This is a genomic window from Streptomyces sp. NPDC048461 (genome assembly GCF_055587105.1).
The window spans coordinates 99,159-119,673 of record NZ_JBVJGW010000014.1 but is presented as its reverse complement, the minus strand read 5'-3'; the positions used below and the strand labels follow the sequence as shown (position 1 = coordinate 119,673).

20 protein-coding genes are annotated in these 20,515 nt (G+C 74.3%); 10 read left to right on the top strand and 10 right to left on the bottom strand.

The window, feature by feature from the left end:
* The first annotated feature begins 54 nt into the window (after positions 1–54).
* Positions 55–615, top strand: a complete 561-nt coding sequence (gene def, locus ACZ6S8_RS23980) for a peptide deformylase (RefSeq protein WP_469458869.1) — start codon at positions 55–57, stop codon at positions 613–615.
* Between the two features lie 21 nt (positions 616–636).
* On the opposite strand, the gene ACZ6S8_RS23975 is transcribed toward def, so the two are convergent.
* Positions 637–1,281, bottom strand: a complete 645-nt coding sequence (locus ACZ6S8_RS23975) for a TetR/AcrR family transcriptional regulator (protein ID WP_469458867.1) — start codon at positions 1,279–1,281, stop codon at positions 637–639.
* A 214-nt stretch (positions 1,282–1,495) separates the two neighbouring features.
* Here ACZ6S8_RS23975 and ACZ6S8_RS23970 point away from each other — a divergent pair, with 214 nt between their 5' ends.
* Positions 1,496–2,725, top strand: coding sequence for an acyl-CoA dehydrogenase family protein (locus ACZ6S8_RS23970; protein ID WP_351282787.1), 1,230 nt, complete (start codon positions 1,496–1,498; stop codon positions 2,723–2,725).
* Between the two features lie 233 nt (positions 2,726–2,958).
* Here the strand turns inward: ACZ6S8_RS23970 and ACZ6S8_RS23965 are convergent, their stop codons facing one another.
* Both ACZ6S8_RS23965 and ACZ6S8_RS23960 read right to left on the bottom strand, forming a co-directional pair.
* The gene (locus ACZ6S8_RS23965) at positions 2,959–3,726 is read right to left on the bottom strand and encodes an LppU/SCO3897 family protein (RefSeq protein WP_469458865.1); all 768 of its coding nucleotides are present in this window, start codon (positions 3,724–3,726) and stop codon (positions 2,959–2,961) included.
* Positions 3,727–3,792: 66 nt separating this feature from the next.
* Positions 3,793–4,230 carry an SRPBCC family protein gene (locus tag ACZ6S8_RS23960; protein ID WP_469458863.1) on the bottom strand — a complete coding sequence of 146 codons (438 nt, stop codon included), beginning with the start codon at positions 4,228–4,230 and terminating at the stop codon, positions 3,793–3,795.
* A gap of 155 nt (positions 4,231–4,385) precedes the next feature.
* Here ACZ6S8_RS23960 and ACZ6S8_RS23955 point away from each other — a divergent pair, with 155 nt between their 5' ends.
* Positions 4,386–4,571, top strand: coding sequence for a DUF5999 family protein (locus tag ACZ6S8_RS23955; protein WP_267839760.1), 186 nt, complete (start codon positions 4,386–4,388; stop codon positions 4,569–4,571).
* Positions 4,572–4,730: 159 nt separating this feature from the next.
* On the opposite strand, the gene ACZ6S8_RS23950 is transcribed toward ACZ6S8_RS23955, so the two are convergent.
* The gene (locus ACZ6S8_RS23950; RefSeq protein ID WP_469458860.1) at positions 4,731–6,755 is read right to left on the bottom strand and encodes an ATP-binding protein; all 2,025 of its coding nucleotides are present in this window, start codon (positions 6,753–6,755) and stop codon (positions 4,731–4,733) included.
* Between the two features lie 137 nt (positions 6,756–6,892).
* Entirely contained in the window at positions 6,893–7,840 is a 948-nt protein-coding gene (locus tag ACZ6S8_RS23945) for a fibronectin type III domain-containing protein (RefSeq protein WP_469458858.1), read from the bottom strand.
* A 201-nt stretch (positions 7,841–8,041) separates the two neighbouring features.
* Between ACZ6S8_RS23945 and ACZ6S8_RS23940 the strand changes: the two genes are divergently transcribed.
* The 7 genes from ACZ6S8_RS23940 (at position 8,042) to ACZ6S8_RS23910 (ending at position 15,389) form a co-directional block, all read left to right on the top strand.
* The gene (locus ACZ6S8_RS23940) at positions 8,042–9,637 is read left to right on the top strand and encodes an ABC transporter substrate-binding protein (RefSeq protein ID WP_469458857.1); all 1,596 of its coding nucleotides are present in this window, start codon (positions 8,042–8,044) and stop codon (positions 9,635–9,637) included.
* Between the two features lie 46 nt (positions 9,638–9,683).
* The gene (locus ACZ6S8_RS23935; protein ID WP_469459072.1) at positions 9,684–10,649 is read left to right on the top strand and encodes an ABC transporter permease; all 966 of its coding nucleotides are present in this window, start codon (positions 9,684–9,686) and stop codon (positions 10,647–10,649) included.
* On the top strand, positions 10,642–11,559 hold the full coding sequence (locus ACZ6S8_RS23930) for an ABC transporter permease (RefSeq protein ID WP_469458855.1): 918 nt from the start codon (positions 10,642–10,644) through the stop codon (positions 11,557–11,559). Before ACZ6S8_RS23935 ends, ACZ6S8_RS23930 begins: the two co-directional genes overlap by 8 nt.
* Before the next feature lie 149 nt (positions 11,560–11,708).
* Positions 11,709–12,692, top strand: coding sequence for an ABC transporter ATP-binding protein (locus ACZ6S8_RS23925; protein ID WP_469459071.1), 984 nt, complete (start codon positions 11,709–11,711; stop codon positions 12,690–12,692).
* On the top strand, positions 12,685–13,344 hold the full coding sequence (locus ACZ6S8_RS23920; RefSeq protein ID WP_469458853.1) for an ABC transporter ATP-binding protein: 660 nt from the start codon (positions 12,685–12,687) through the stop codon (positions 13,342–13,344). The genes ACZ6S8_RS23925 and ACZ6S8_RS23920 overlap by 8 nt, the downstream gene beginning before the upstream one ends.
* Before the next feature lie 98 nt (positions 13,345–13,442).
* Positions 13,443–13,637 carry a hypothetical protein gene (locus ACZ6S8_RS23915; RefSeq protein WP_469458851.1) on the top strand — a complete coding sequence of 65 codons (195 nt, stop codon included), beginning with the start codon at positions 13,443–13,445 and terminating at the stop codon, positions 13,635–13,637.
* Between the two features lie 240 nt (positions 13,638–13,877).
* Positions 13,878–15,389: a hypothetical protein gene (locus ACZ6S8_RS23910; protein ID WP_469459069.1), complete on the top strand. Its 1,512-nt coding sequence runs from the start codon at positions 13,878–13,880 to the stop codon at positions 15,387–15,389.
* A gap of 96 nt (positions 15,390–15,485) precedes the next feature.
* On the opposite strand, the gene ACZ6S8_RS23905 is transcribed toward ACZ6S8_RS23910, so the two are convergent.
* From ACZ6S8_RS23905 to ACZ6S8_RS23885, 5 genes are all read right to left on the bottom strand, one after another.
* The gene (locus ACZ6S8_RS23905; RefSeq protein WP_469458849.1) at positions 15,486–16,103 is read right to left on the bottom strand and encodes a cytochrome b/b6 domain-containing protein; all 618 of its coding nucleotides are present in this window, start codon (positions 16,101–16,103) and stop codon (positions 15,486–15,488) included.
* Positions 16,087–16,818 (bottom strand): molybdopterin-dependent oxidoreductase, encoded by a 732-nt coding sequence (locus ACZ6S8_RS23900; RefSeq protein ID WP_469458848.1) that lies wholly within the window; start codon positions 16,816–16,818, stop codon positions 16,087–16,089. Before ACZ6S8_RS23900 ends, ACZ6S8_RS23905 begins: the two co-directional genes overlap by 17 nt.
* A gap of 99 nt (positions 16,819–16,917) precedes the next feature.
* Positions 16,918–18,045 (bottom strand): LLM class flavin-dependent oxidoreductase, encoded by a 1,128-nt coding sequence (locus tag ACZ6S8_RS23895; protein WP_469458845.1) that lies wholly within the window; start codon positions 18,043–18,045, stop codon positions 16,918–16,920.
* 11 nt (positions 18,046–18,056) lie between these two features.
* Positions 18,057–19,112: an LLM class flavin-dependent oxidoreductase gene (locus tag ACZ6S8_RS23890; protein ID WP_469458844.1), complete on the bottom strand. Its 1,056-nt coding sequence runs from the start codon at positions 19,110–19,112 to the stop codon at positions 18,057–18,059.
* Entirely contained in the window at positions 19,109–20,506 is a 1,398-nt protein-coding gene (locus tag ACZ6S8_RS23885; protein ID WP_469458842.1) for an NtaA/DmoA family FMN-dependent monooxygenase, read from the bottom strand. Before ACZ6S8_RS23885 ends, ACZ6S8_RS23890 begins: the two co-directional genes overlap by 4 nt.
* Between the last annotated feature and the right edge of the window lie 9 nt (positions 20,507–20,515).

Here is a 20,515-nt window from a genome sequence, read left to right as displayed (position 1 = left end):
CCCCCGCGACGCGGCGGATCTCCTCATATATTCGCCCGTCGTACCCTTACGGCCATGCGACAGCGCCCCATTCCCGGCACCACCGGACTCGTCCGCACCATGAGCCTGCTGGGCGATCCGGTGCTCCATTCCGCCTGCGCGGAGGTCACCGGGTTCGGGCCCGCGCTCGACCGGCTCGTGGAGGACATGTTCGCCACGATGTACGCCGCCGAGGGGGTCGGGCTCGCCGCGAACCAGATCGGCGTCGGGCAGCGGGTGTTCGTATACGACTGCCCGGACGACGAGGACGTGCGGCACGTCGGGCACGTCGTCAACCCCCGCCTGGTGGAGGCCGACGGGGAGGAGTTCACCGGACCCGAGGGCTGTCTGTCGCTGCCCGGACTGGAGGCGGGCACGGTCCGCTTCGACCGGGCGGTCGTCGAGGGGGTCACCACCGACGGGGCGGCGGTGCGGATCGAGGGCACCGGGTTCTTCGCCCGGTGCCTGCAGCACGAGTGCGACCACCTGGACGGCACCGTGTACGCGGACCGCGTCACGGGGCTGCGGGCCCGCCGGCTGCGGCGGGCGATCCGGAAGGCTCCCTGGAGTACGGACGCGGCGGCCCCACGGGGGTGAGTCCGGCGGGGCCGGCCGCGGTCAGAAGCCGGGGCCGTCCGCCCGGTTGCCCGCGGTCGCGAGGCGGCCCCAGAGCAGGTCGGTGAGGCCCGCGACCAGTTCGGCGCGGTCGCACGGGCGCTCGCCGAGCCACCAGTCGCCCGCGGCGTGCATCATGCCGACGATGCCGTGTCCCCAGATCCGGGCGAGGCGTTCGCCGCCGGGGCCGAGGTCCACGCGCTCGCCGACCACCTGGGCCAGTTCCTCGCCGAGCCGGCGCAGCAGCGGCGCCGAGTGCAGGCCGACGTCGAAGCCGCGCTCGGCGGCCTGCGAGTCCTCGGCCGGGTGCATGAGGAACCGGTACACCTGGGGGCGGGCCTCGATGGCCGCGAGATAGGTGTCCAGGGTGGCCTCCACCCGGGAGCGGCGCTCCGCCGGGGCGTCGAGCGCCGCCCGCAGCGAGTCGAGGAGGGCGTCGGTGTGACGGACGGCGAGCGCCTGGTAGAGCCCGGCCTTGTCGCCGAAGTGGCGGTAGAGGATGGGCTTGGTGATGCCGGCCTCCGCCGCGATGGCGTTCATGGAGGCCTTCGGGCCGTCCCTGAGCACGACCCGGTCGGCGGCTTCGAGCAGCTCGCGCCGCCGCCGCTCGGCCGCGCCGGGCTCGCCTGCGTGCTGCGTGGTCTCCATGGTGTTTCTCTCCCCGCCCTTGCGATGTGCGTGACGCCCACGCAACGTAACACCCCGCACACCCCGGTGATCGACGCGGCGGCCGCCGCTGCCCTGGGCGGGGACCGGATCCGCTCTGCTTGACAGTGCTTACCAGCCGGTAACAGACTGTGGCGATCGTGTGGGTTACCGCTAGTAACACACATCTGGGCGAGAACAGACAGCTGGAGGGGACATGGCGGAGTTCACCATGGAGCTCAACGACGACCAGATTCAGGTCCGCGACTGGATCCACGGCTTCGCGGCCGACGTGATCCGGCCCGCGGCCGCGGAGTGGGACGAGCGCGAAGAGACTCCCTGGCCCGTCATCCAGGAGGCCGCCAAGGTCGGCATCTACTCGGTGGACTTCTACGCCCAGCAGTTCTTCGACCCCACGGGCCTCGGCATCCCGATGGCGATGGAGGAGCTCTTCTGGGGCGACGCGGGCATCGCGCTGTCCATCGTCGGCACCGGGCTCGCCGCGATCGGCGTCGTCGCCAACGGCACCGAGGAGCAGATCGGCACCTGGATACCCCAGATGTACGGCGACGCGAACGACGTGAAGGTCGCCGCCTTCTGCTCCTCCGAGCCGGACGCCGGCTCGGACGTCGGCGCCATGCGCACGCGCGCCGTGTACGACCAGGCCAAGGACGAGTGGGTGCTCAACGGCACCAAGACCTGGGCGACCAACGGCGGCATCGCCAACGTCCACATCGTCGTCGCTGTCGTGGACGCGGAACTCGGCACCAAGGGGCACGCCTCCTTCATCGTGCCGCCGAACACGCCCGGCCTGTCCCAGGGGCAGAAGTTCAAGAAGCACGGGATCCGCGCCTCGCATACCGCCGAGGTGGTGCTGGAGGACGTACGCGTCCCCGGCTCCTGCCTGCTCGGCGGCAAGGAGAAGCTGGACGAGCGCCTCGCGCGGGCCCGCGAGCGGGCGCGCAGCGGGGGCGGCGAGCGCGTGAAGAACGCCGCCATGGCCACCTTCGAGGCGTCGCGGCCGGCCGTCGGGGCGATGGCGGTGGGCACCGCGCGCGCGGCGTACGAGGTCGCCCTGGACTACGCCAAGACCCGCACGCAGTTCGGCCGTCCGATCATCGACAACCAGGGCGTGGCCTTCCAGCTCGCCGACATGCGGACCCGGATCGACGCGGCCCGGCTGCTGGTCTGGCGCGCCTCGTGGATGGCGGTCGCGGGCCGGCCGTTCACCTCGGCGGAGGGCTCGATGTCGAAGCTCTTCGCGAGCGAGACGGCCAAGAAGGTCACCGCCCAGGCCGTGCAGATCCTCGGCGGCAACGGCTTCACCCGGGAGTACCCGGTGGAGCGGATGCACCGGGACAGCGCGATCTACACGATCTTCGAGGGCACGAGCGAGATCCAGCGGCTGGTGATCGCCCGCACCATCTCCGACATGCCCATCCGCTAGGCCGTCTCTTTCGGATCTTGTCGGCCGAGCCCGCGGCGTCTGGCGCCGTGCCTGGTCGTGCTGTCGGGGCGCCCGTGTACTGGACGTACTCGGTTGCCCTGGCAGTGCGGCCGGGCGCGGTGCCAGGCGTCGCGGGCCCGGCAAGATCCGAAAGAGACGGCCCAGGGGGGTGCCGTCCGCCGCCCCCGGGGGCGGCGGACGCCCGCCGGCGGGGGCCGCCGCCCCCGGGCCGCTCAGCGCAGCGGCCGCAGGCAGCTCGCCGTCCGGCCGCCCGGGCCGTACTCCAGGTGGGCGATGTACTCGCCGTCCGCGCAGGTCACCCCCGGCGCGTCCAGCAGCCGGGTGACCTCGAACTCGGCGCTGACCGAACCGCACTCCGTGACCCGCAGGTCCTGCTCGCGCCAGTCGCCCGCGTTGCGCACGCACTGCCCGACGGCCAGGGGTGCCTGCTTCCCGTCGCCGCCCGCCAGGGCGACCAGGACGAGGACCGGGACCGCGAGGGCCCCCAGCACCATCGGAACGAGCACGGCGACCGCCGCCGGGCGCCGCCACAGCGGCCGGCCCGGGTCGAGCGGGGCCACGGCGCCGCCGGTCGGAGGCCCGAGCCTGCGCAGCCTGCTCCAGGGGGCGAGGTTCGTCAGCAGCACCACCGGCGTGACGAACAGGGACAGCGGACCCCACCAGCCCTGCCACAGGGTCCTGGCCGACATGTCGCGCACGACGCGGAGGCCGCAGTCGCGGCAGAACGGTCCCCGCCGGCTGAGGAACCGCATCATCACCACCATGCCCCGGTGGCCGTACACGGTCGTGTCCGCGACGGGCAGCGACCCGCAGACCCGGCAGCCGTACGCCCCCTCCTCCGGCGTGCGGGGCGCGTACGCCCCGTACGGAGGGGCCTGAGGCGTCCCGTACGGGGCGAAGGCGACCCCCGGCGGGAACGGGGCCGGGTGCGGGCCGGGTCCGGGGTAGCGGCCCTGCTGCGGAGGTGGCGGGGTGGCCACGGAGATCCCCCTCGGTGCTCGCGGTGATCACCGGTCGTGGTGACGGGGGGAACCCTAACCCGGGCCCTACGGGCGCAACATGCCGCGCAGCGCCCGCCCGAAGACCACCCGGCCCGCCGCGTCGACCACCGGGTCCAGGAGGCGCGGGAGGCCGCGCAGGCGCAGGTGCTCGCGCCAGTGCACCTCCGTGCCGCCCCCGGGCAGCGGGCGCACCTCGATCTCGGCCCAGCCCGTCACCGCCCGGCCGCGCTTCTCCAGCCGCACCAGTCCCGCCGCGCCGGGGCCCGGGGGACGCCAGAGGGTCACCTCCATCGGGTCGTCGAAGGTGATCCGGCCCACTCCGGTGCGCGCCGTGAAGACCGTTCCGACGTGCGTGGGGGGAGCCGTGGAGACGACCGTCCGGGTGAGGGGGACCTGCGCGCCGTGGCGCTCCCAGTCCGTGAGCCGGTGCCAGGCCGCGGCCGGCGGGAGGGATGTGCGGTGAATGATCCGGATGCCGGGCATGAGCGCATCGTAATCGGGCATACACACCGTGAACTGGGCGGCCGCTATGGGTTCCGCCCGGGGGTGGCGATCAGCAATACTCACCGCCACCGTGGATCGCGGATTCGACCGGGTGACCACCGGCCCTCCCGCCCCACTCTGCGAGGAGGTGCGCCATGTGCTCCCACCAGCCCCCCTGCCCTGCCGTAGACAGCGCCGACCACGAGACCGCCCGCGTGGTGGCCTTCCATCCCGAACAGGGCTGGAGCCTGCTGTGCAACGGCGCCGTCGTCTTCGACGACACCGGTGAACTGCTCCCCGACGGCCGAACGGTGGAACCCCGCCGACCGGCCCTGGTCTGAGCCGAGGAGGCAGCATGCGCCAGCAGCTGATCCGCAAGCCCGTCCCGAAGCCCGCCCCCCGAGACCTGGACCTGCGCACACCGTCGGGCAGACCCCTCCCGTACTGACGGGAGCCCCGACGCGGTCCATCGCCGCCGCACACCGCCCACCGGCTGGTGCTCAGCCGGTGGGTGCCGCCGCGCCGCCCAGGAACGCCGTCTCGTACGCGGCGTCGCCGATCGCCGCGCGGGCCTGCCGCTCGCCCCGGTCCCGCAGCGCCGTCAGCGAGGGCGAGCCGCCCATCTGCGGCCGGCCCACCGTGCGCCACCAGGCGTGCCCGGTGCCCAACAGGCGCGCCGCCAGCTCCCCGTCGCCCAGCGCGGCCACCGCCGCCGCCAGCACGTCCAGGCCGAGCGCGATGCCGAACCGGTCGCCCAGCAGCCGCTTGCCGGACAGCATGGCCCGTACGTGGCGCGCCGCCTCCCCGTGGTCGCCCAGGCCCAGCGCGGCCACCGCCAGGATGTAGTCCGCGTACGCCCGCAGCCACCGCTCGCCCAGCTCCGCGCAGGCCTCCCGCAGGGAGCGCGCCTCCGCGGTGGCCTCCTCGTACCGTTCCAGGTCGCACAGCGCGTAACCGGTGGCCAGCTTGCACAGCAGCCAGCCGGGGGCGCTGGTGCGCCCGCCGTGGGCGGCCCTGGCCCGCGGTCCGGCCAGCGCGAGGGCCCGTACGGGATCGCCGGGCATCAGGACCGACACCGCCGACAGGTACGCCGCGCGCAGCTCCCGCTCGGGGTCGGCCAGCCGGGCCGCCGCGCCGGCGCACCGGGCGCCGATCTCCCGGGCCGCGTCCATGTCGCCCTGGAGCATCGCCGTGAGGCCGAGCGCCCACTGGGCCTGGTTGTACGCGGCGCCGACGGGCGGAGCGGCCCGCAGGGCCCGTTCCAGGAAGCCCCGGCCCTCGCGGGCGTGCCCGCACGCGAACCAGTAGAACCACAGCGCCCCGGCCATCTCCAGGGCCGCCGTCGGGTCCGCGCCCAGCAGGTGCTCCAGCGCCGTGCGCAGCTGTGCGCGCTCGGCGGTCATCCTGCGGTACCAGTCCACCTGACCGGGGCCCAGCCAGCCCTGGTCGGCGGCCCGGGCGAGCGCGGCGTACCAGTGGGCGTGCCGGTCGGCGACGAGCCGGTCCTCGCCGAGTTCGGCGAGCCAGCCGTGCCCGTACTCGCGGATCGTGTCGAGCATCCGGAAGCGGGTCCCGGTGCCCCGCTCCTCGGTGCGCCGCACCACCGACTTGGCGACGAGGCCGGCCAGCACCCGCTCCACCCGGGCGGCGGGCAGCGGTCCGCCCGCGCACACGGCGCGGGCGGCGGCGGCGTCGAAGTCCCCGCTGAAGACCGAGAGCCGGGCCCAGAGCAGCCGCTCCACCGGCTCGCACAGCTCGTGGCTCCAGCCGATCGCGGTCCGCATGGTCCGGTGCCGGGGCGGCCGGGCGGTGCGGCTGTCGGAGAGCACGTCGAACCGTGCGCCGAGCCGCTCGGCCATCTGTTCCAGGCTCCACCGCCGCATGCGGGCGCCGGCCAGTTCCAGGGCGAGCGGGATCCCGTCCAGGCGCCGGCAGACGTCGGCGGCGACCCCGGCCCCGTCCGGGTCGGCGAAGGCGGCGGCCGTCCGCGGGGCAGCGGTGAGGGCGCGGGCGCGGAAGAGGGCGAGGGCGTCGCTGTCGGGGCCCTCGCAGGGCAGCGGGCGGACGTCGACGACCCGCTCGCCGGGGGAGCCGAGCGGCTCCCGGGAGGTGACCAGGACCGTCAACCCGGGCGCGGACTGGAGGAGTTCGCCGACGAGGTGGCGGCAGTCGGCCACCAGGTGCTCGCAGGTGTCCAGTACGAGGAGCAGGGTCCTGTCCGCCATCCACGCGCACAGCTCCTCGTCGAGCGGGGCCGCGGAGTGGTCGGCGAGGCCGACGGCGTGGGCGACGGTGGCGGTGAGCAGGCGGGGGTCGCGCAGCGGCGACAGCTCGACCCACCAGACGCCGTCGGGGTGCTCCCGGCGGGCGCGGGCCGCGGCCCGCAGGGCGAGCCGGGACTTGCCGACGCCGCCCACCCCGGTCAGGGTGATCAGCCGCCGCTCGCGCAACAGTCCGTCCAGCAGGCCGAGTTCGCGCTCCCGGCCGACGAAGCTCGCCGATTCCGGCGGCAGGTTTCCCGGCACGGCGCCAGATTCTGGCTGAGGGCCGTCGGCCGCCGGGTCTGCCTGATTGTTGTTGACCGAGTACTCACCGAACACGGAAGCATTGTGCGTGATCTTCGGGTCCGTACGTGCGGTTCAGGGCGAATTGCTGTCGTACCTCAGGGAACGAGGGTCACCTCGCGCTCCGCGGAGAAGGCGCCCCAGTTGCCGTCGGGGAGTCTGGCGCGGAGCTTGATCCGCCACACGGTGCCGGCGGGCTCGGCCACGGCGAGCCGGTGCTCCGCGCGGCCGGCGGGCACGGCGCCCGCGCCGAACTGCACGGTCGTCGTGAGGCGTCCGTTGACGTGGAGCTCGTAGTCGCTGGTCTCGCGGCCCGTGTCCGGTGCCGTCCAGGAGAGGGTGACCGCGCCGGGGGAGGCGGTCGCGGTGAACCCGGAGGGGGCGGTGCCCGGTCCGTCCCCCGCGGCGGGCGGGGTGGTGACGTCCACGGCCGGGCCGTCGGGGGAGGCGTTGTCGCCGCCGTCCCGGGCCCGCACGGTGAAGGTGTAGACGGTGTCCGGCTGGAGGCCGGTCAGGGTGGTCGAGGTCTCGCCCGGGCCGGCGGTGTGGATGCGGACGCCGCCCTGGTGCACGTCGTACGCCGTCACGCCCGTGTCGTCGCCGGCCGCGGTCCACGTCAGCCGCGCGGACCGGGGCCCGGTCGCGCGGCCCGTGGTGGCGGCCGGGGCGGTGGGGGCCACGCGGTCCTCGGCCTTCGCCGCGGGGGTGGTCGCCTCGACGGCGGGTCCGGCCCCGGAGACGTTCCCGGCGGCGTCCCGGGCCCGGACGGTGAAGGCGTACGCCGTCTGCGGGGCGAGGCCGGTGACGTCCACCATGGTCTTCTCCGCGGGGAGTTCCCGCACCAGCTCCCCGGCCCGGAAGACCTGGTAGCCGGTCACCCCGTCGCCGTCCGCCGCCGCGTCCCACATGACGTGCACGCTGGTGGCGCTGCCCGCCTGGGCGGTCAGTCCGGCGGGGGCGGGAGGGGCCTGGGTATCGGACGCGGTGCACGCCGCCAGGCCGGTCAGGGCCAGGCAGAGGGCGAGCGTGGGGGCGCTGCGTCGCACGGGGGTGCCATCCTCGGCTCTCGAACCGCTTTAAAGGTCTAGACATATATGGCACGAGGGTCGCGGGCCGGGCAAGACCCCTGCCGCAGCGGGGATGGCGGAAGGGCTGCCGGGGGACCGGTTCGACTCCTTCTGATCGGGTCTGGCATTATTGCCATCTCTTTGCAATAACGGATGATCACGAACAGGGATGTGTGCAGGATGACGGCCCGGACCGTACGGAGAGTGGCCCGCGCGACGCTGGCCGTCGCACTCATCACGGGCGTGGCGGCCTGCTCCAACCCCGGCGGGGGCACCGGCGGCGGCTCCGCGGACTCCGCCGTGGTCGGCATCGCCACCGAACCGGAGAGCCTGAGCCCGCTGCTCGGCTACGGCAAGGACGGCAACTCCAAGATCTTCGACGGGCTGCTCGCGCACGACGCGGACATGAAGCTGAAGCCCGCGCTGGCCGAGGCCCTTCCCGAGGTCTCCGCCGACGGACTCACCTACACGTACAAGCTGCGCCAGGGCGTGAAGTTCAGCGACGGGGAGCCCTTCTCCGCCGAGGACGTCGTCTTCACCTACCGGACGGTCCTCGACGCGAAGACGAACAACGCCTCCAAGACCGAACTGGACGCGATCGCGGGCGTCGAGGCGCGCGGCGCGGACACGGTCGTCTTCACCCTGAAGTACCCCTACGCGCCGTTCGCCGAGCGGACCGTCCTGCCGATCGCCCCCGAGCACGTCGCGGGTCGCCAGGACGTCAACAGCGGCGACTTCGCCACCCGGCCCGTCGGCACCGGCCCCTACCTGCTCACCGGCTGGTCCAAGGGCGAGAAGCTCAGCTTCACGGCCAACCCCGGCTACTGGGGCGGCGAGCCCGCGGTGAAGAAGTTCACCATGGCCGTCATCAAGGACGACGACGTCCGCGCGACCCGGCTGCGCTCCGGCGAGCTCGACGCGGCGGTCCTGCCGCCGAACCTCGCCAAGGGGTTCGCCGCCGACGAGACGCGCACGACGCTCGCCGCCAAGAGCTTCGACTACCGCACCGTCACCCTCCCGACGCACCACCCGGTCACCGGGGACGTCGCCGTGCGCCGGGCGCTCGACACCGCCGTCGACCGCACCACCATGGTCGACAAGCTCCTGGAGGGCGCGGGCAAGCCCGCCTTCGGGCCGGTCCCCACCGGCAGCCCGTGGTTCGCGGCCGGCACGGAGCGCGCGCACGACCTCGGGAAGGCGCAGCGGATCCTCGACGAGGCGGGCTGGAAGCCCGGCGCCGACGGCGTCCGCGTCAAGGACGGGGTCCGGGCCGCCTTCCCGCTCTGGTACCCCTCCGGCGACAAACTCCGCCAGGACCACGCGCTCGCCTTCGCCTCCGACGCCAAGAAGGCCGGCATCGAGGTCACGACCGAGGCGGGGACCTGGGAGGTCATCGAACCCCGGATGAAGACCGACGCCGTCCTCGCCGGCGGCGGCTCCCCGGCCGACCCCGACTTCGACCAGTACCTGCTGCTGACCTCCTCCCTCGCGGGCGACGGCTTCAACAACATGGCCCGGTACGACAACCCGGCCGTCGACCGGGCGCTGACCGAGGGCCGCCGCAGCGGCGACCCCGCCGCGCGCAAGGCCGCGTACGACACCGTGCAGCGCGAGCTGGCCGCGAACCCGGGCTACGTCTTCCTCACCCACATCGACCACCTGTACGTCGTGAACGACAAGTGGGACGGCCTCTCCACGCAGGTCGAGCCGCACGACCACGGTCTCGGCACCGGCCCCTGGTGGAACGTCGAGACCTGGAAGCCGAAGCAGAAGTGAGCAGCCCGACGTGATCTCCCGCTCCGGCCGCCTCCCCTGGGGGCCGATGGCGCGCATGGCCGGGCGGCGGACGCTGTTCGCCGCCCCCGTCCTGCTCGTCGTCACCTTCGGGGTCTTCGCCATCGCCGCGCTGTCCCCCTTCGACCCCGTCAAGGCCTACGCCGGCACGGCGGGACTGACCGCCTCGCAGGCCCAGCTCGACCAGCTGCGCGTCAACCTGGGAGCCGACCAGCCGCTCGTCGCACGCTGGTGGGACTGGCTCACCTCGGCGCTGACCGGCGACTTCGGCACCTCCGCCGTGATGCGCCAGCCCGTCGCCGACGTCATCGGGGAACGGCTGGGCTGGTCCGCCCTGCTCGCCGCGACCGCCTTCGCGGTGGCCGTGCTGCTGGGGACGGCGCTGGGCGTGCTGGCCGCGCGCCGCCAGGGCGGCCTCCTGGACCGGACCGTCAGCTCGCTCGCCTACACACTGGAGGCGGCTCCCGCGTTCTGGCTGGGGCTGCTGGCCATCTGGTTCTTCTCGGTGCACCTCGGCGTGCTGCCCTCGGGCGGCCTCACGGACGCGGGCAGCGACGTCGTCACCTTCGGTCAGGTCACCTCGCACCTGGTGCTGCCCGCGCTGGTGCTGGGGATCTCCCAGCTCCCCTGGTTCTACCTGTACGTCCGCCAGGGCGTGGCGGACGCGCTGGAGGAGGACCCCGTACGCGGAGCCCGCGCACGGGGGCTGGCCGAGCGGGGCGTCCTGCTGGGGCACGCGCTGCGCTCCGGCATGCTGCCGATGCTCACGCTGGTCGGCTCCCGGGTGCCGGAACTGATCACCGGCGCGCTGCTGGTGGAGACCGTCTTCAGCTGGCCGGGCATCGCGGCGGCGACCGTCCAGGCCGCGACCTCGGTGGACTTCCCGCTGCTGGCGGCGCTGACGGTGCTGGCCACGGCGGCGGTGCTCGCCGGGAACCTGCTGTCCGACCTGCTGTACGGGCTGGCGGACCCGAGGGTGGGCTTCGATGGCTGAGCCGGTGACCGAGCGGGCGCGCGGGACCGCGGGGACGACGGCGCCGACCGGGCCCGCGTGGAAGTCCGCCGGGACCGCCCGGAGTTCGACGCGGACCCTGCGGGTGCGGGTCTCGGCGGCGATCGTGCTGCTGATCGCCCTCGCGGTCCTGCTGGTGCCGCCCCTGGCACAGCTGGACCAGCAGGCGGTCGACCTGTCGGCGAAGCTGCTGCCGCCCTCCTGGGCGCACCCCTTCGGCACCGACGACGTCGGGCGCGACCTGCTGCTCCGCTGCGTCTACGGGCTGCGGGTCTCGCTGCTGGTGGGCCTGGTGGCAGCGCTGGTCGCCACCGTGCTCGGCACGGCGGTGGGAGCGGCGGCGGGCGCGCTCGGCGGGTGGACCGACCGGCTGGTGATGCGGGTCGTGGACACCCTGTCCTCGATCCCGCACCTGCTGCTCGGCATCTTCATCGTCGCGATGTTCCGGCCGGGCGTCTGGCCCGTCGTCGTCTCCGTGGCCGTCACCCACTGGCTGTCGACGGCCCGCATCGTCCGCGCCGAGGTCCTCTCCCTGCGCGCCCGCCCGTACGTGGACGCCGCGATCTCCGGCGGCGCCTCGCGCCGGCGGGTCGCCGTCCGCCACCTGGTGCCCGGGGTGCTCCCGCAGGCGGGGCTGGCCGCGGTGCTGATGGTCCCGCACGCGATGTGGCACGAGTCCGCCCTGTCGTTCCTCGGCCTCGGGCTGCCGGCGCACCAGGCCAGCCTGGGCAACCTGGTCCAGAGCGCCCGCGGTTCGCTGCTCGCCGGGGACTGGTGGCCGACCCTCTTCCCGGGGCTGCTCCTGATCGTCCCGACCCTGGCCATCGCCGGTCTCGCGGGAGCCTGGCGCGACCGCCTCAACCCCCGCCGCCGCTCGGAGCTGACCCTGTGACCCGCCACCACCCCGCCGCCGGCGCCGGGGCCCGCCCCGGTGACCGGGCCCTCGCCGTTCCCGGTCCGGGCAGCGGTCCCGGTGCCGGTCCCGGTGCCGAAGCCGCGGGCGGTCCCGGTGCCGAAGCCGCGGGCGGCGCCGGTGCCCCCGTGCTCGCCGTCGACGGGCTCTCCGTCCGCTTCCGCATGCGCGCCGGGCGCTACGTCGAGGCCGTCACCGGGGCCTCCTTCCGCCTCGCCCCCGGCGAGTGCCTCGCCCTCGTCGGCGAGAGCGGCTGCGGCAAGTCCGTGCTCGCCTCGGCCCTCCTCGGCCTGCTCCCGGGCAACGCCGAGACCGTCGGCACGGCCCGGCTCGCCGACGGGCTCGACCTGCTCGCCGCCGACGAGCGCACGCTCGCCCGGACCGTACGGGGCCGCCGCGTCGGCCTGGTCCCGCAGAGCCCGGCCGCGCACCTCACCCCGGTCCGCACCGTCCGCGCCCACCTGGAGGAGACCGTCCGCGCCCTGGTGCGGCCGGCCGCACCGGCCCCCCGCGCGCAGCGAGGCTCCGCACCGGCCCCCCGCGGGCGCCGGGGCGGAGCCGCGCTGCGCGCCGCCGCGGAGGCCGCGGCCGAACGGGCCGCCTTCCCCGCCGACCACCTCGACCGCTACCCCCACGAACTCTCCGGCGGCCTCGCCCAGCGCGCCGCCACCGCGCTCGCCCTCATCGGGGACGCCCCGCTCCTGCTCGCGGACGAGCCGACCACCGGCCTCGACCGGGAGCTCGTCCACCGCACCGTCGACGAGCTGCGCACCCACACCCGCGACGCCGGCCGGGCCCTGCTGATGATCACCCACGACCTCGCCGCCGCCGAACGGATCGCCGACACCGTCGCCGTCATGTACGCCGGCAGGATCGTCGAACTGGGCCCGGCAGCCGCCTTCTTCGGCAAGCCCGGCCCCCGCCACCCCTACGCCGCCGGCCTCCTCGACGCCCTGCCCGAGCGGGCCTTCGCCCCCATCCCCGGCGCTCCGCCCGAGCTCGGCGCGCTCCCGCCCGGCTGTGCCTTCGCCGCCCGCTGCGCCCGCGCCGACGACGCCTGCCGCGCCGAACGGCCCGCGCTCACCGAAGGGGTGGCCTGCCACCATGCTTGAGCTCACCGGCATCACCGCCGGCTACGACCGCCGCGCCCCCGTCGTCCGCGGCGCGCACCTCGCCCTGCGTCCCGGCGAATCCCTGGGGCTCCTGGGGCCCAGCGGCTGCGGCAAGTCCACCCTCGCCCGCGTCGCCGCCCTGCTGCACCGCCCCGACCGCGGGACCGTGTCCCTGGACGGCCGCGCCGTCACCGGTTTCCGGCACCGGGCCCCGCGCGACCTGCGGACCTCCGTCGGCGTCGTCTTCCAGCAGCCCCGGCTCTCCGCCGACCCGCGCCTGCGGCTGCGCGACCTCGTCGCGGAACCCCTCCGCGCCACGGGACGCCGTACGGAAGCGGACGCGGCCGTCGCCGAGTTGACGGAGCGTGTCGGACTCGGCCGGGATCTGCTCACCCGCCGTGCCCACGAGGTCAGCGACGGCCAGCTGCAACGGGCCTGCCTGGCCCGCGCGCTGATCCTGCGCCCGCGCTGGCTGGTCTGCGACGAGATGACCGCGATGCTGGACGCCTCCACCACGGCGGCCCTGGTCAGGGTGGTCGAGGAGTACCGGGCCGACACCGGCGCCGGCCTGCTCGCGGTCGGCCACGATCCGGTCCTGCTCGCGCGCTGGTGCGACCGTACGACCCACTGGGACGAGATCGTCAAGGACTGACCGCCCGTCACGGACCGTCAACACCCGTACGGCGGACACGGCTTTCGCCCGAAGGCACCCCCTCCTGCGCCACCATGGCGCCGCACAAGGAGGTTCCGATGGTGATTTCCCTCTCCGTGGTCGTCCTGCTCCTCGTCCTCGCGTGCGTCTTCGTGCGCAGCGGCGCCCTCAAGTTCTCCCACGCCCTCGTCTGCGTGCTGTTCGGCTTCCTCCTCGCGAGCAGCAGCATGGCCGCGACCATCCACGACGGCCTCGCGGCCACCGCGAACGCGGTGTCCGGTCTCGGCCCCTGACCCGCGGCCCCGAGCCGCTGCCCCGAGCCGCTGTACCGACCCGCGCTCCTTGATCGACTGTTGCGCCTTCGTGAAGCATCCGCCCCTTCCATGGACTCCTCGGGCGCCGCGATCTAGCGTCTGGCGGCGGCGCGACGTGAGACACGATGTCAACAGAACTGAAGAGAGAGGGAGGAAGTCCGGATGCTCCGAAGAGCGCTGAACTGCGCCGTGGTCCCGGTGCTCGTCGCCTTCACGGCGATGTACGGCACCACGCCGGCCCAGGCCGAGGAGATACCCAAGGCGCCGGGCCACCGCCTGGTCAGCCACTACGAGGGCAGCCCCGCGGCGGCCGCCCCGCTGCCCGGCGAGGCTCCGCCCCAGCACCCCTTCCTCGCGCCCAACGGCCGCAGCGGCATGCACTCCGACGCCGCCGGCAGCGCGACCTCGCCCTGGTCCGGGCCGCTCGGCAGGAACCCGCAGGTCACCAGCGAGAAGATCGCCGCCCTCGGCGGCGAGTGCGCCACCGCCACCTTCGACTCGGGCGGCCGCCTGGTCACCGTCTGCGGCACGTTCACCGGCTTCAAGGTCAAGCTCCTGGAGCCCCGCACGCTCGCCACGCTCGCGGAGTACCAGCTCCCGCAGCGTTCTTCGACGGTCGAGGCGATCACCTCGCTCGACTTCGCGAAGATCTTCAAGGACACCTCGGGCGGTGCCTACTTCTACCTGGACCACCAGGACCGGGCCGTGCTGGCCGACTCCCGCCAGCACATCCTGCGCCTCTCCCACGGGCAGAACCCGGACGGCAGCTGGAAGTTCACCGTCGACGACGACTGGGACCTCACCGGCCAGGTCCCGCACGACTGCGTGACCTGGACCAACCTGTGGCCCAGCGGCACCTGCGACCCCGTCACGTCCGTGATGCCCGACTGGAACGGCCGCATCTGGTGGGTCACCCGCCAGGGACGCGTCGGCACGGTGGACCCGGCGACCTCGCAGATCCGCTCCGTACGGCTGGCGGGCGAGGAGATCCAGAACTCCTTCTCGGTCGCCGAGGACGGCGTCTCCATCGTCACCGACCATGCCCTGTACAGCTTCCGGGCCGGCGCCGACGGCACGCCCGAGGTGCAGTGGCGCCAGACCTACGACCGCGGCACCAAGGCCAAGCCCGGTTCCGTGAACCAGGGTTCGGGAACCACCCCGGACCTGTTCGGCAACGGCTACGTCGCCATCACCGACAACGCCGACGACCGGATGAACGTCCTCGTCTACCGCCGGGGCGCGGACGTCCCCGCCGAACAGCGGCTCGTCTGCACGGTGCCCGTCTTCGGCTCGGGCGCCTCGACCACGGACAACTCCCTGATCACCTGGGGCAACAGCATCGTCGTCGAGAACAACTACGGCTACGAGAACCCCACCACGCTGCTGCTCGGCAAGTCCGTCGTGGGCGGCGTCAGCCGCATCGACGTCCGGGCCGACGGCAGCGGCTGCGACACCGTGTGGCAGAGCGCGATCCGCTCGCCCTCCGTCGTCCCCAAGCTCTCCACCGCGAACGGGCTGCTCTACTTCTACGAGAAGGAGCCCAACTTCTGGGGCATCGACGCCTGGTACCTCACCGCGGTGGACTTCCGCACCGGTGAGCGCCGCTGGCGCCAGCTGACCGGGACGGGCGCGCTCTACGACAACAACTGGGCCCCGATCACCCTCGGGCCCGACGGCACGGCCTACGTCGGCGTCTTCAACGGCATCGTCGCGGTGCGCGACGGCGGCTGAGCCCGCCGGAGGGGGAGGGGCGGCACGCCACCCGTGCCGCCCCTCCCGTACGCCCGCCCGCCCGCCCCGGGCGCAGGGGCCCGTACGCCGGCCCGGTCAGCGTTCGGAGTGCTCCCACAGCGGGTGCTCGTGCGCGGCCCACTCGCGCTCCACGGAGCCCGTGCGCATGCCGCGCCGCGCCTCCGGATCCGCCAGGGCCTTGCCGATGTGACCGGCGAGGACCACGGCCAGGGCGAGGGCCAGCCAGTCGTGGACGAAGGTGGCGCCGGTCCGCCAGACGAGCGGGGCGAGGCCGGTGAACCACATCAGCAGCCCCGTGCCGAGCATCACGAGCACGGCGCCGGCCAGCCAGCCCGCGTACACCTTCTGCCCGGCGTTGAACTTGCCTGCCGGCCGGGGGCCCCGCTCGCGGCGCAGCGCCGAGCGCAGCCACTGCCGGTCGTGCGGCCCGAACCGGTTCAGCCGGCGCAGGTCGGCGCGGAAGGCGCGGGAGGCGAGGCCGAGCAGGAAGGGGAGCGGCGTCAGCAGCCCCGACCACTCGTGTACGAGGACCACCAGACGGCGGCGGCCCACGAGCTCCGCCAGCGGCGGCAGGTACAGGCAGGCGGCGGAGGCGACGCACAGCAGGGCCAGCCACGCCGTCGTCCGGTGGACCCAGCGCTGGCCGGCGGTGAACCGGCGCACGCGCGAAGGGCGTTCAGGCGGTGGGGGCATCGTCACGTCCGTTCGAGCGGCCGACCCAGGCGTCGACGTCGTAGCCGAGCCGTTCCCAGTAGCCCGGTTCGACCCGGTCGGTGAGGGTGATGCCGGAGAGCCACTTCGCCGACTTGTAGAAGTACATCGGGGCGACGTACAGCCGCACCGGACCGCCGTGGCTGTGGCTCAGCGGCCGGTCCTGCATGCGCAGCGCCACCAGCACGTCGTCCCGCCGCGCCTGCTCGAGCGTGAGGCTCTCGGTGTACGTGCCGTCGAAGCATTCGAAGCGCACGGCCCGGGCCTCGGGGCGCACCCCGGCGGCGTCGAGCAGCCGCGACAGCGTCACCCCCTCGAACGGGGTGGAGGGCACCCGCCATCCGGTCACGCACTGGACGTCGCGCACCAGCCGGGTCTGCGGGAGCCCCCGCAGGGCGTCCAGGGAGTACGTCGCCGGACGCTCGACCAGGCCGTCCACGGTGAGCCGGTAGTCCTGCGGGCCGCGCTCGGGGACGGAGGAGGCCACCGAGTAGTAGCGGAACCCGCCGCCGTTCGGCAGCAGACCGGTCAGCCCCGTGGGGTCCCGGCCCGTGACGGCTTCGACGCCCCGCTGCAGGTGGGGGGCGGCGACCAGCCCGGCGGCCCCGAGGCCGAGCATCCCCAGGACCAGCCGGCGCCCGACCGGCGCGCCCCGGCCGTCGGGGCCACCGGGGTCCGTGCCTTCTTCTGTGCTCACCCGCCGATTCGACCACCGCCGGTCCCCCCGGCGCCAGGGGCCGCGGCGGTTCGTCAGACTTCCGTCACACCTGCCCGCCGCCGGGGGCCCCGCCCGCCGTCAGCGCCGCGCCCACTCCTCGGCCAGCAGCTCGTAGGACCGCACCCGGTCCGCGTGGTCGTGGGTGATGGTCGTGATCAGCAGCTCGTCGGCCCCCGTGGCCTCCTGGAGCCGCTCCAGGTGGTCCGCGACCGTCCGGGCCGAGCCCGTGAACTGCGTGTCCACCCGGTCGGCGACCAGGTCCCGGTCGGCGTCCGTCCAGGGCAGCCGACGGGCCTCGTCCGGGGAGGGGAAGGGGATGGCACCCTCGGCGGTGCGGATGCTGCGCACCCAGGGCGCGTAGCCGGTGGCCAGCTCGCGCGCCGTCTCGTCGTCCTCGGCCACCACCACGTCGGCGGACACCGTCAGGTACGGCCGGTCCAGCTCGGCGGACGGCTTGAAGGCCGCCCGGTAGCCCTCCGCCGCCTCCAGCACCGACGCCGGGCTGACGTGGTAGTTCGCCGCGAACCGCAGCCCGCTCCGGCCTGCGGCCTCCGCGCTCGTCCCGCCGCTGCTGCCCAGGATCCACACCTGTACGTCGGCCCCCTCGCCGGGGACGGCGTGCGCCTCCACCCCCTCCGGCGAGCGGTACTCGCCGCGCAGCAGCGCCAGGACGTCGTCGACCTGCTCGCCGTACTCCTGGGGCTGCGCCCCGGGCAGGTTCAGCAGCCGCTGCTGGAGGGCGACCCGGGGGTGGCCCAGCAGGTGCGCGAAGGAGAAGCGTGCCGGGATGCGCAGCCCGTTCGGCGTGTACCCGTCCACCACCGGGGTGCCCGGCCGCGCGGGCTCGGCCGGCGCCGCCGGCGGGCGGCCCGCGGAACGGCCGAGGCCCAGGTCCAGGCGCCCCGGGTGCAGGGCGTCGATCAGGCCGAACTCCTCGACGGTCGACAGCGCGGTGCGGTGCCCGAGCTGCACGGCTCCCGAGCCGATCCGGATCGTCGTGGTGGCGGACGCGGTCAGCGCGAGGACGACCGCCGGCGAGGTCCCGGCGACCCCCGGGTTGAGGTGGTGCTCGGCGAACCAGTAGCGGGCGTAGCCGAACCGCTCGGTCTCCCGGGCGAGGTCGATGCTGCGGTGCAGGGCCTCGGCCGCGGTGGAACCGGAGGAGATCGGTACGAGGTCGAGGACACCGAGGGGGATGCCGGACATGGCCGGGCTCCTTACAGGTCGGGGGAGGAGGGGAAGACGGGGTCGGGAACCGCACCGCGCAGCACCGGCGCGACGTCCGACTGGAACAGTTCGAGGGACGCGCGGTGCTCGGCGGCGGTGAGCCCGCCCGGCTCGGCCTGCAGGTGCAGGACCGTGTGGCCGAACTCCTCGTGGTAGCGCAGGACCTTCTCGGCCACCTGCTGCGGACTGCCGATCAGGGCCGAGCTCCGCTCGACGAAGTCCTCCAGCGTCGGGAAGACCGGCTCCGCGCCGCTCAGCTTGTGGAAGCCGAGGTACCGCTCGAACGCGGGCCGGTACGCGGCGACCGCCGCCTGCGAGGTCGGCGCCGTGTGGAAGCCGGCCGTGCCCGCACCGACCACCGCGTGCGCCGGATCGTGCCCGTGGTGCTCCCAGCGCTCCCGGTAGTACCGGACGAGTTCCGCGTAGGGGCCGATCGGATGCGTGACGTTCGCCGAGAACAGCGGGTCCCCGAAGCGCGCCGCGAGGTCCACGGACTCCCGGCTCGTCGCGCTGCCGTGCCAGACCCGCAGCTCCCGCTGGTACGGCCGGGGCAGCACCTCGGCGCCGGTCAGCGCGGGCCGGAACCGCGGCTGGGCGGTCACCTCGTCCTCCCGCCAGATCCGCCGGAACAGCTCGTAGCCCTCGGCGTTGCGCTCCCACTGGTCCTCGGGGCTCACGTCGAACAGCTCGCGCTGCGCCGTGCCGTTCCCCTTGCCGATCATCAGCTCCAGCCGCCCGTCGGAGAGGTGGTCGAGCGTCGCGTAGTCCTCGTACGCCCGTACCGGGTCCAGCAGGCTCAGCGTGGTCACCGCCGTGTACAGGCGGATGCGGCGGGTCAGCGCGGCGATGTGGCCGAGGACCACGGGCGGCGAGGACGACAGGAACGGCCGCTCGTGGCGCTCGCCGACCCCGAACCCGTCGAAGCCGAGCTCCTCCGCGAGGAGGGCGGCCCCGACGACCTGGCGGAACCGCTCGCGGGTGGGCGTGGGGGCGCCCGTCACCGGGTCCGGGGAATCCGCGATCAGGGTGATCGCCAGGAACTTCACGAGGCCGCGGCCCGCGGTTCCGCCGTCCGTCCGGCGTCGGACCCCGCCTGCGGCACGGAGATCCCGAGGTGGTCGCGCAGGGTGGTGCCCTCGTACGCGGACCGGAAGACCCCGCGCTCCTGGAGCAGCGGGACGACGGTGTCCGCGAAGACGTCCAGACCGCCCGGGGTGATGTGCGGGACCAGGATGAACCCGTCGGCGGCGTCCGCCTGCACCAGCGAGTCGATCGACTCGGCGACGGTCGCGGCGCTGCCGACGAACGTCTGGCGGGAGGTGGTCGCGATGACGAGCTCGCGGATCGACAGGTTCTTGGCCTCGGCGAGCTCGCGCCACTCCCGGGCGGTGGCCAGCGGGTCGCGGAACTGGCGCACGCTGGCCCGGCCCAGGGCGATGGTGTTCTCCCCGACCTCCGGGTCCACGTCCGGCAGCGGGCCGTCCGGGTCGTAGCCGGACAGATCACGGTTCCAGACGTGCTCCAGGTACTTGATCGCGGTCTGCCCGCTGACCTGGAGCCGGCGCACCTCGTGGGCGGTCTCGTGGGCCTCGGCGTCGGTGTCGCCGAGGACGAACGTCGCCGCGGGCAGGATCTTCAGCTGGTCGTGCGTGCGTCCGTACCGGGCCAGGCGGCCCTTGACGTCGGCGTAGAACGCCCGGCCCTCGTCGAGGGTCGCGTACCGCCCGAAGATGGCGTCGGCGCCGGAGGCGGCGAACTCCCGGCCCTCGTCGGAGTCGCCCGCCTGGAAGACCACGGGGCGGCCCTGCGGGCTGCGGGGCACGTTGAAGCGGCCGTCGATGTCGAAGTGCTGCCCCCGGTGGGCGAAGGCCCCGGCGCGCGCGTCCCGCAGGAAGGTGCCCGTCGCGGCGTCGGCGGCGATCTCGGAACCGTCCCAGGAGTCGAACAGCTCGATGGCGGTGGACAGGAACTCCCGGGCGCGGGAGTAGCGCTCCTCCCGCGGCAGGAATCCGCCGCGCCGGAAGTTCTCGCCGGTGAAGGCGTCCCAGGAGGTGACGACGTTCCAGGCGGCGCGGCCCTCGGAGAGGTGGTCGAGGGAGGCGAACTGGCGGGCCACCTCGTAGGGCTCGTTGAAGGTGGAGTTGATGGTGCCGGTCAGGCCGAGCCGCTCGGTGACGCCCGCCAGGGCGGCGAGGACGGTGAACGTGTCGGGCCGGCCGACCACGTCCAAGTCGTATATCTCGCCGCCCTGTTCGCGCAGGCGCAGGCCCTCGGCGAGGAAGAGGAAGTCGAACTTGGCGCGTTCGGCGGTCCGTGCGAAGTGGACGAACGAGTCGAAGTCGATGTGGCTGCCGGCCGCCGGGTCACTCCACACGGTGGTGTTGTTGACGCCCGGGAAGTGGGCCGCGAGGTGGATCTGCTTGAGCGGCTTGGTGCTCATGGTTCGTCC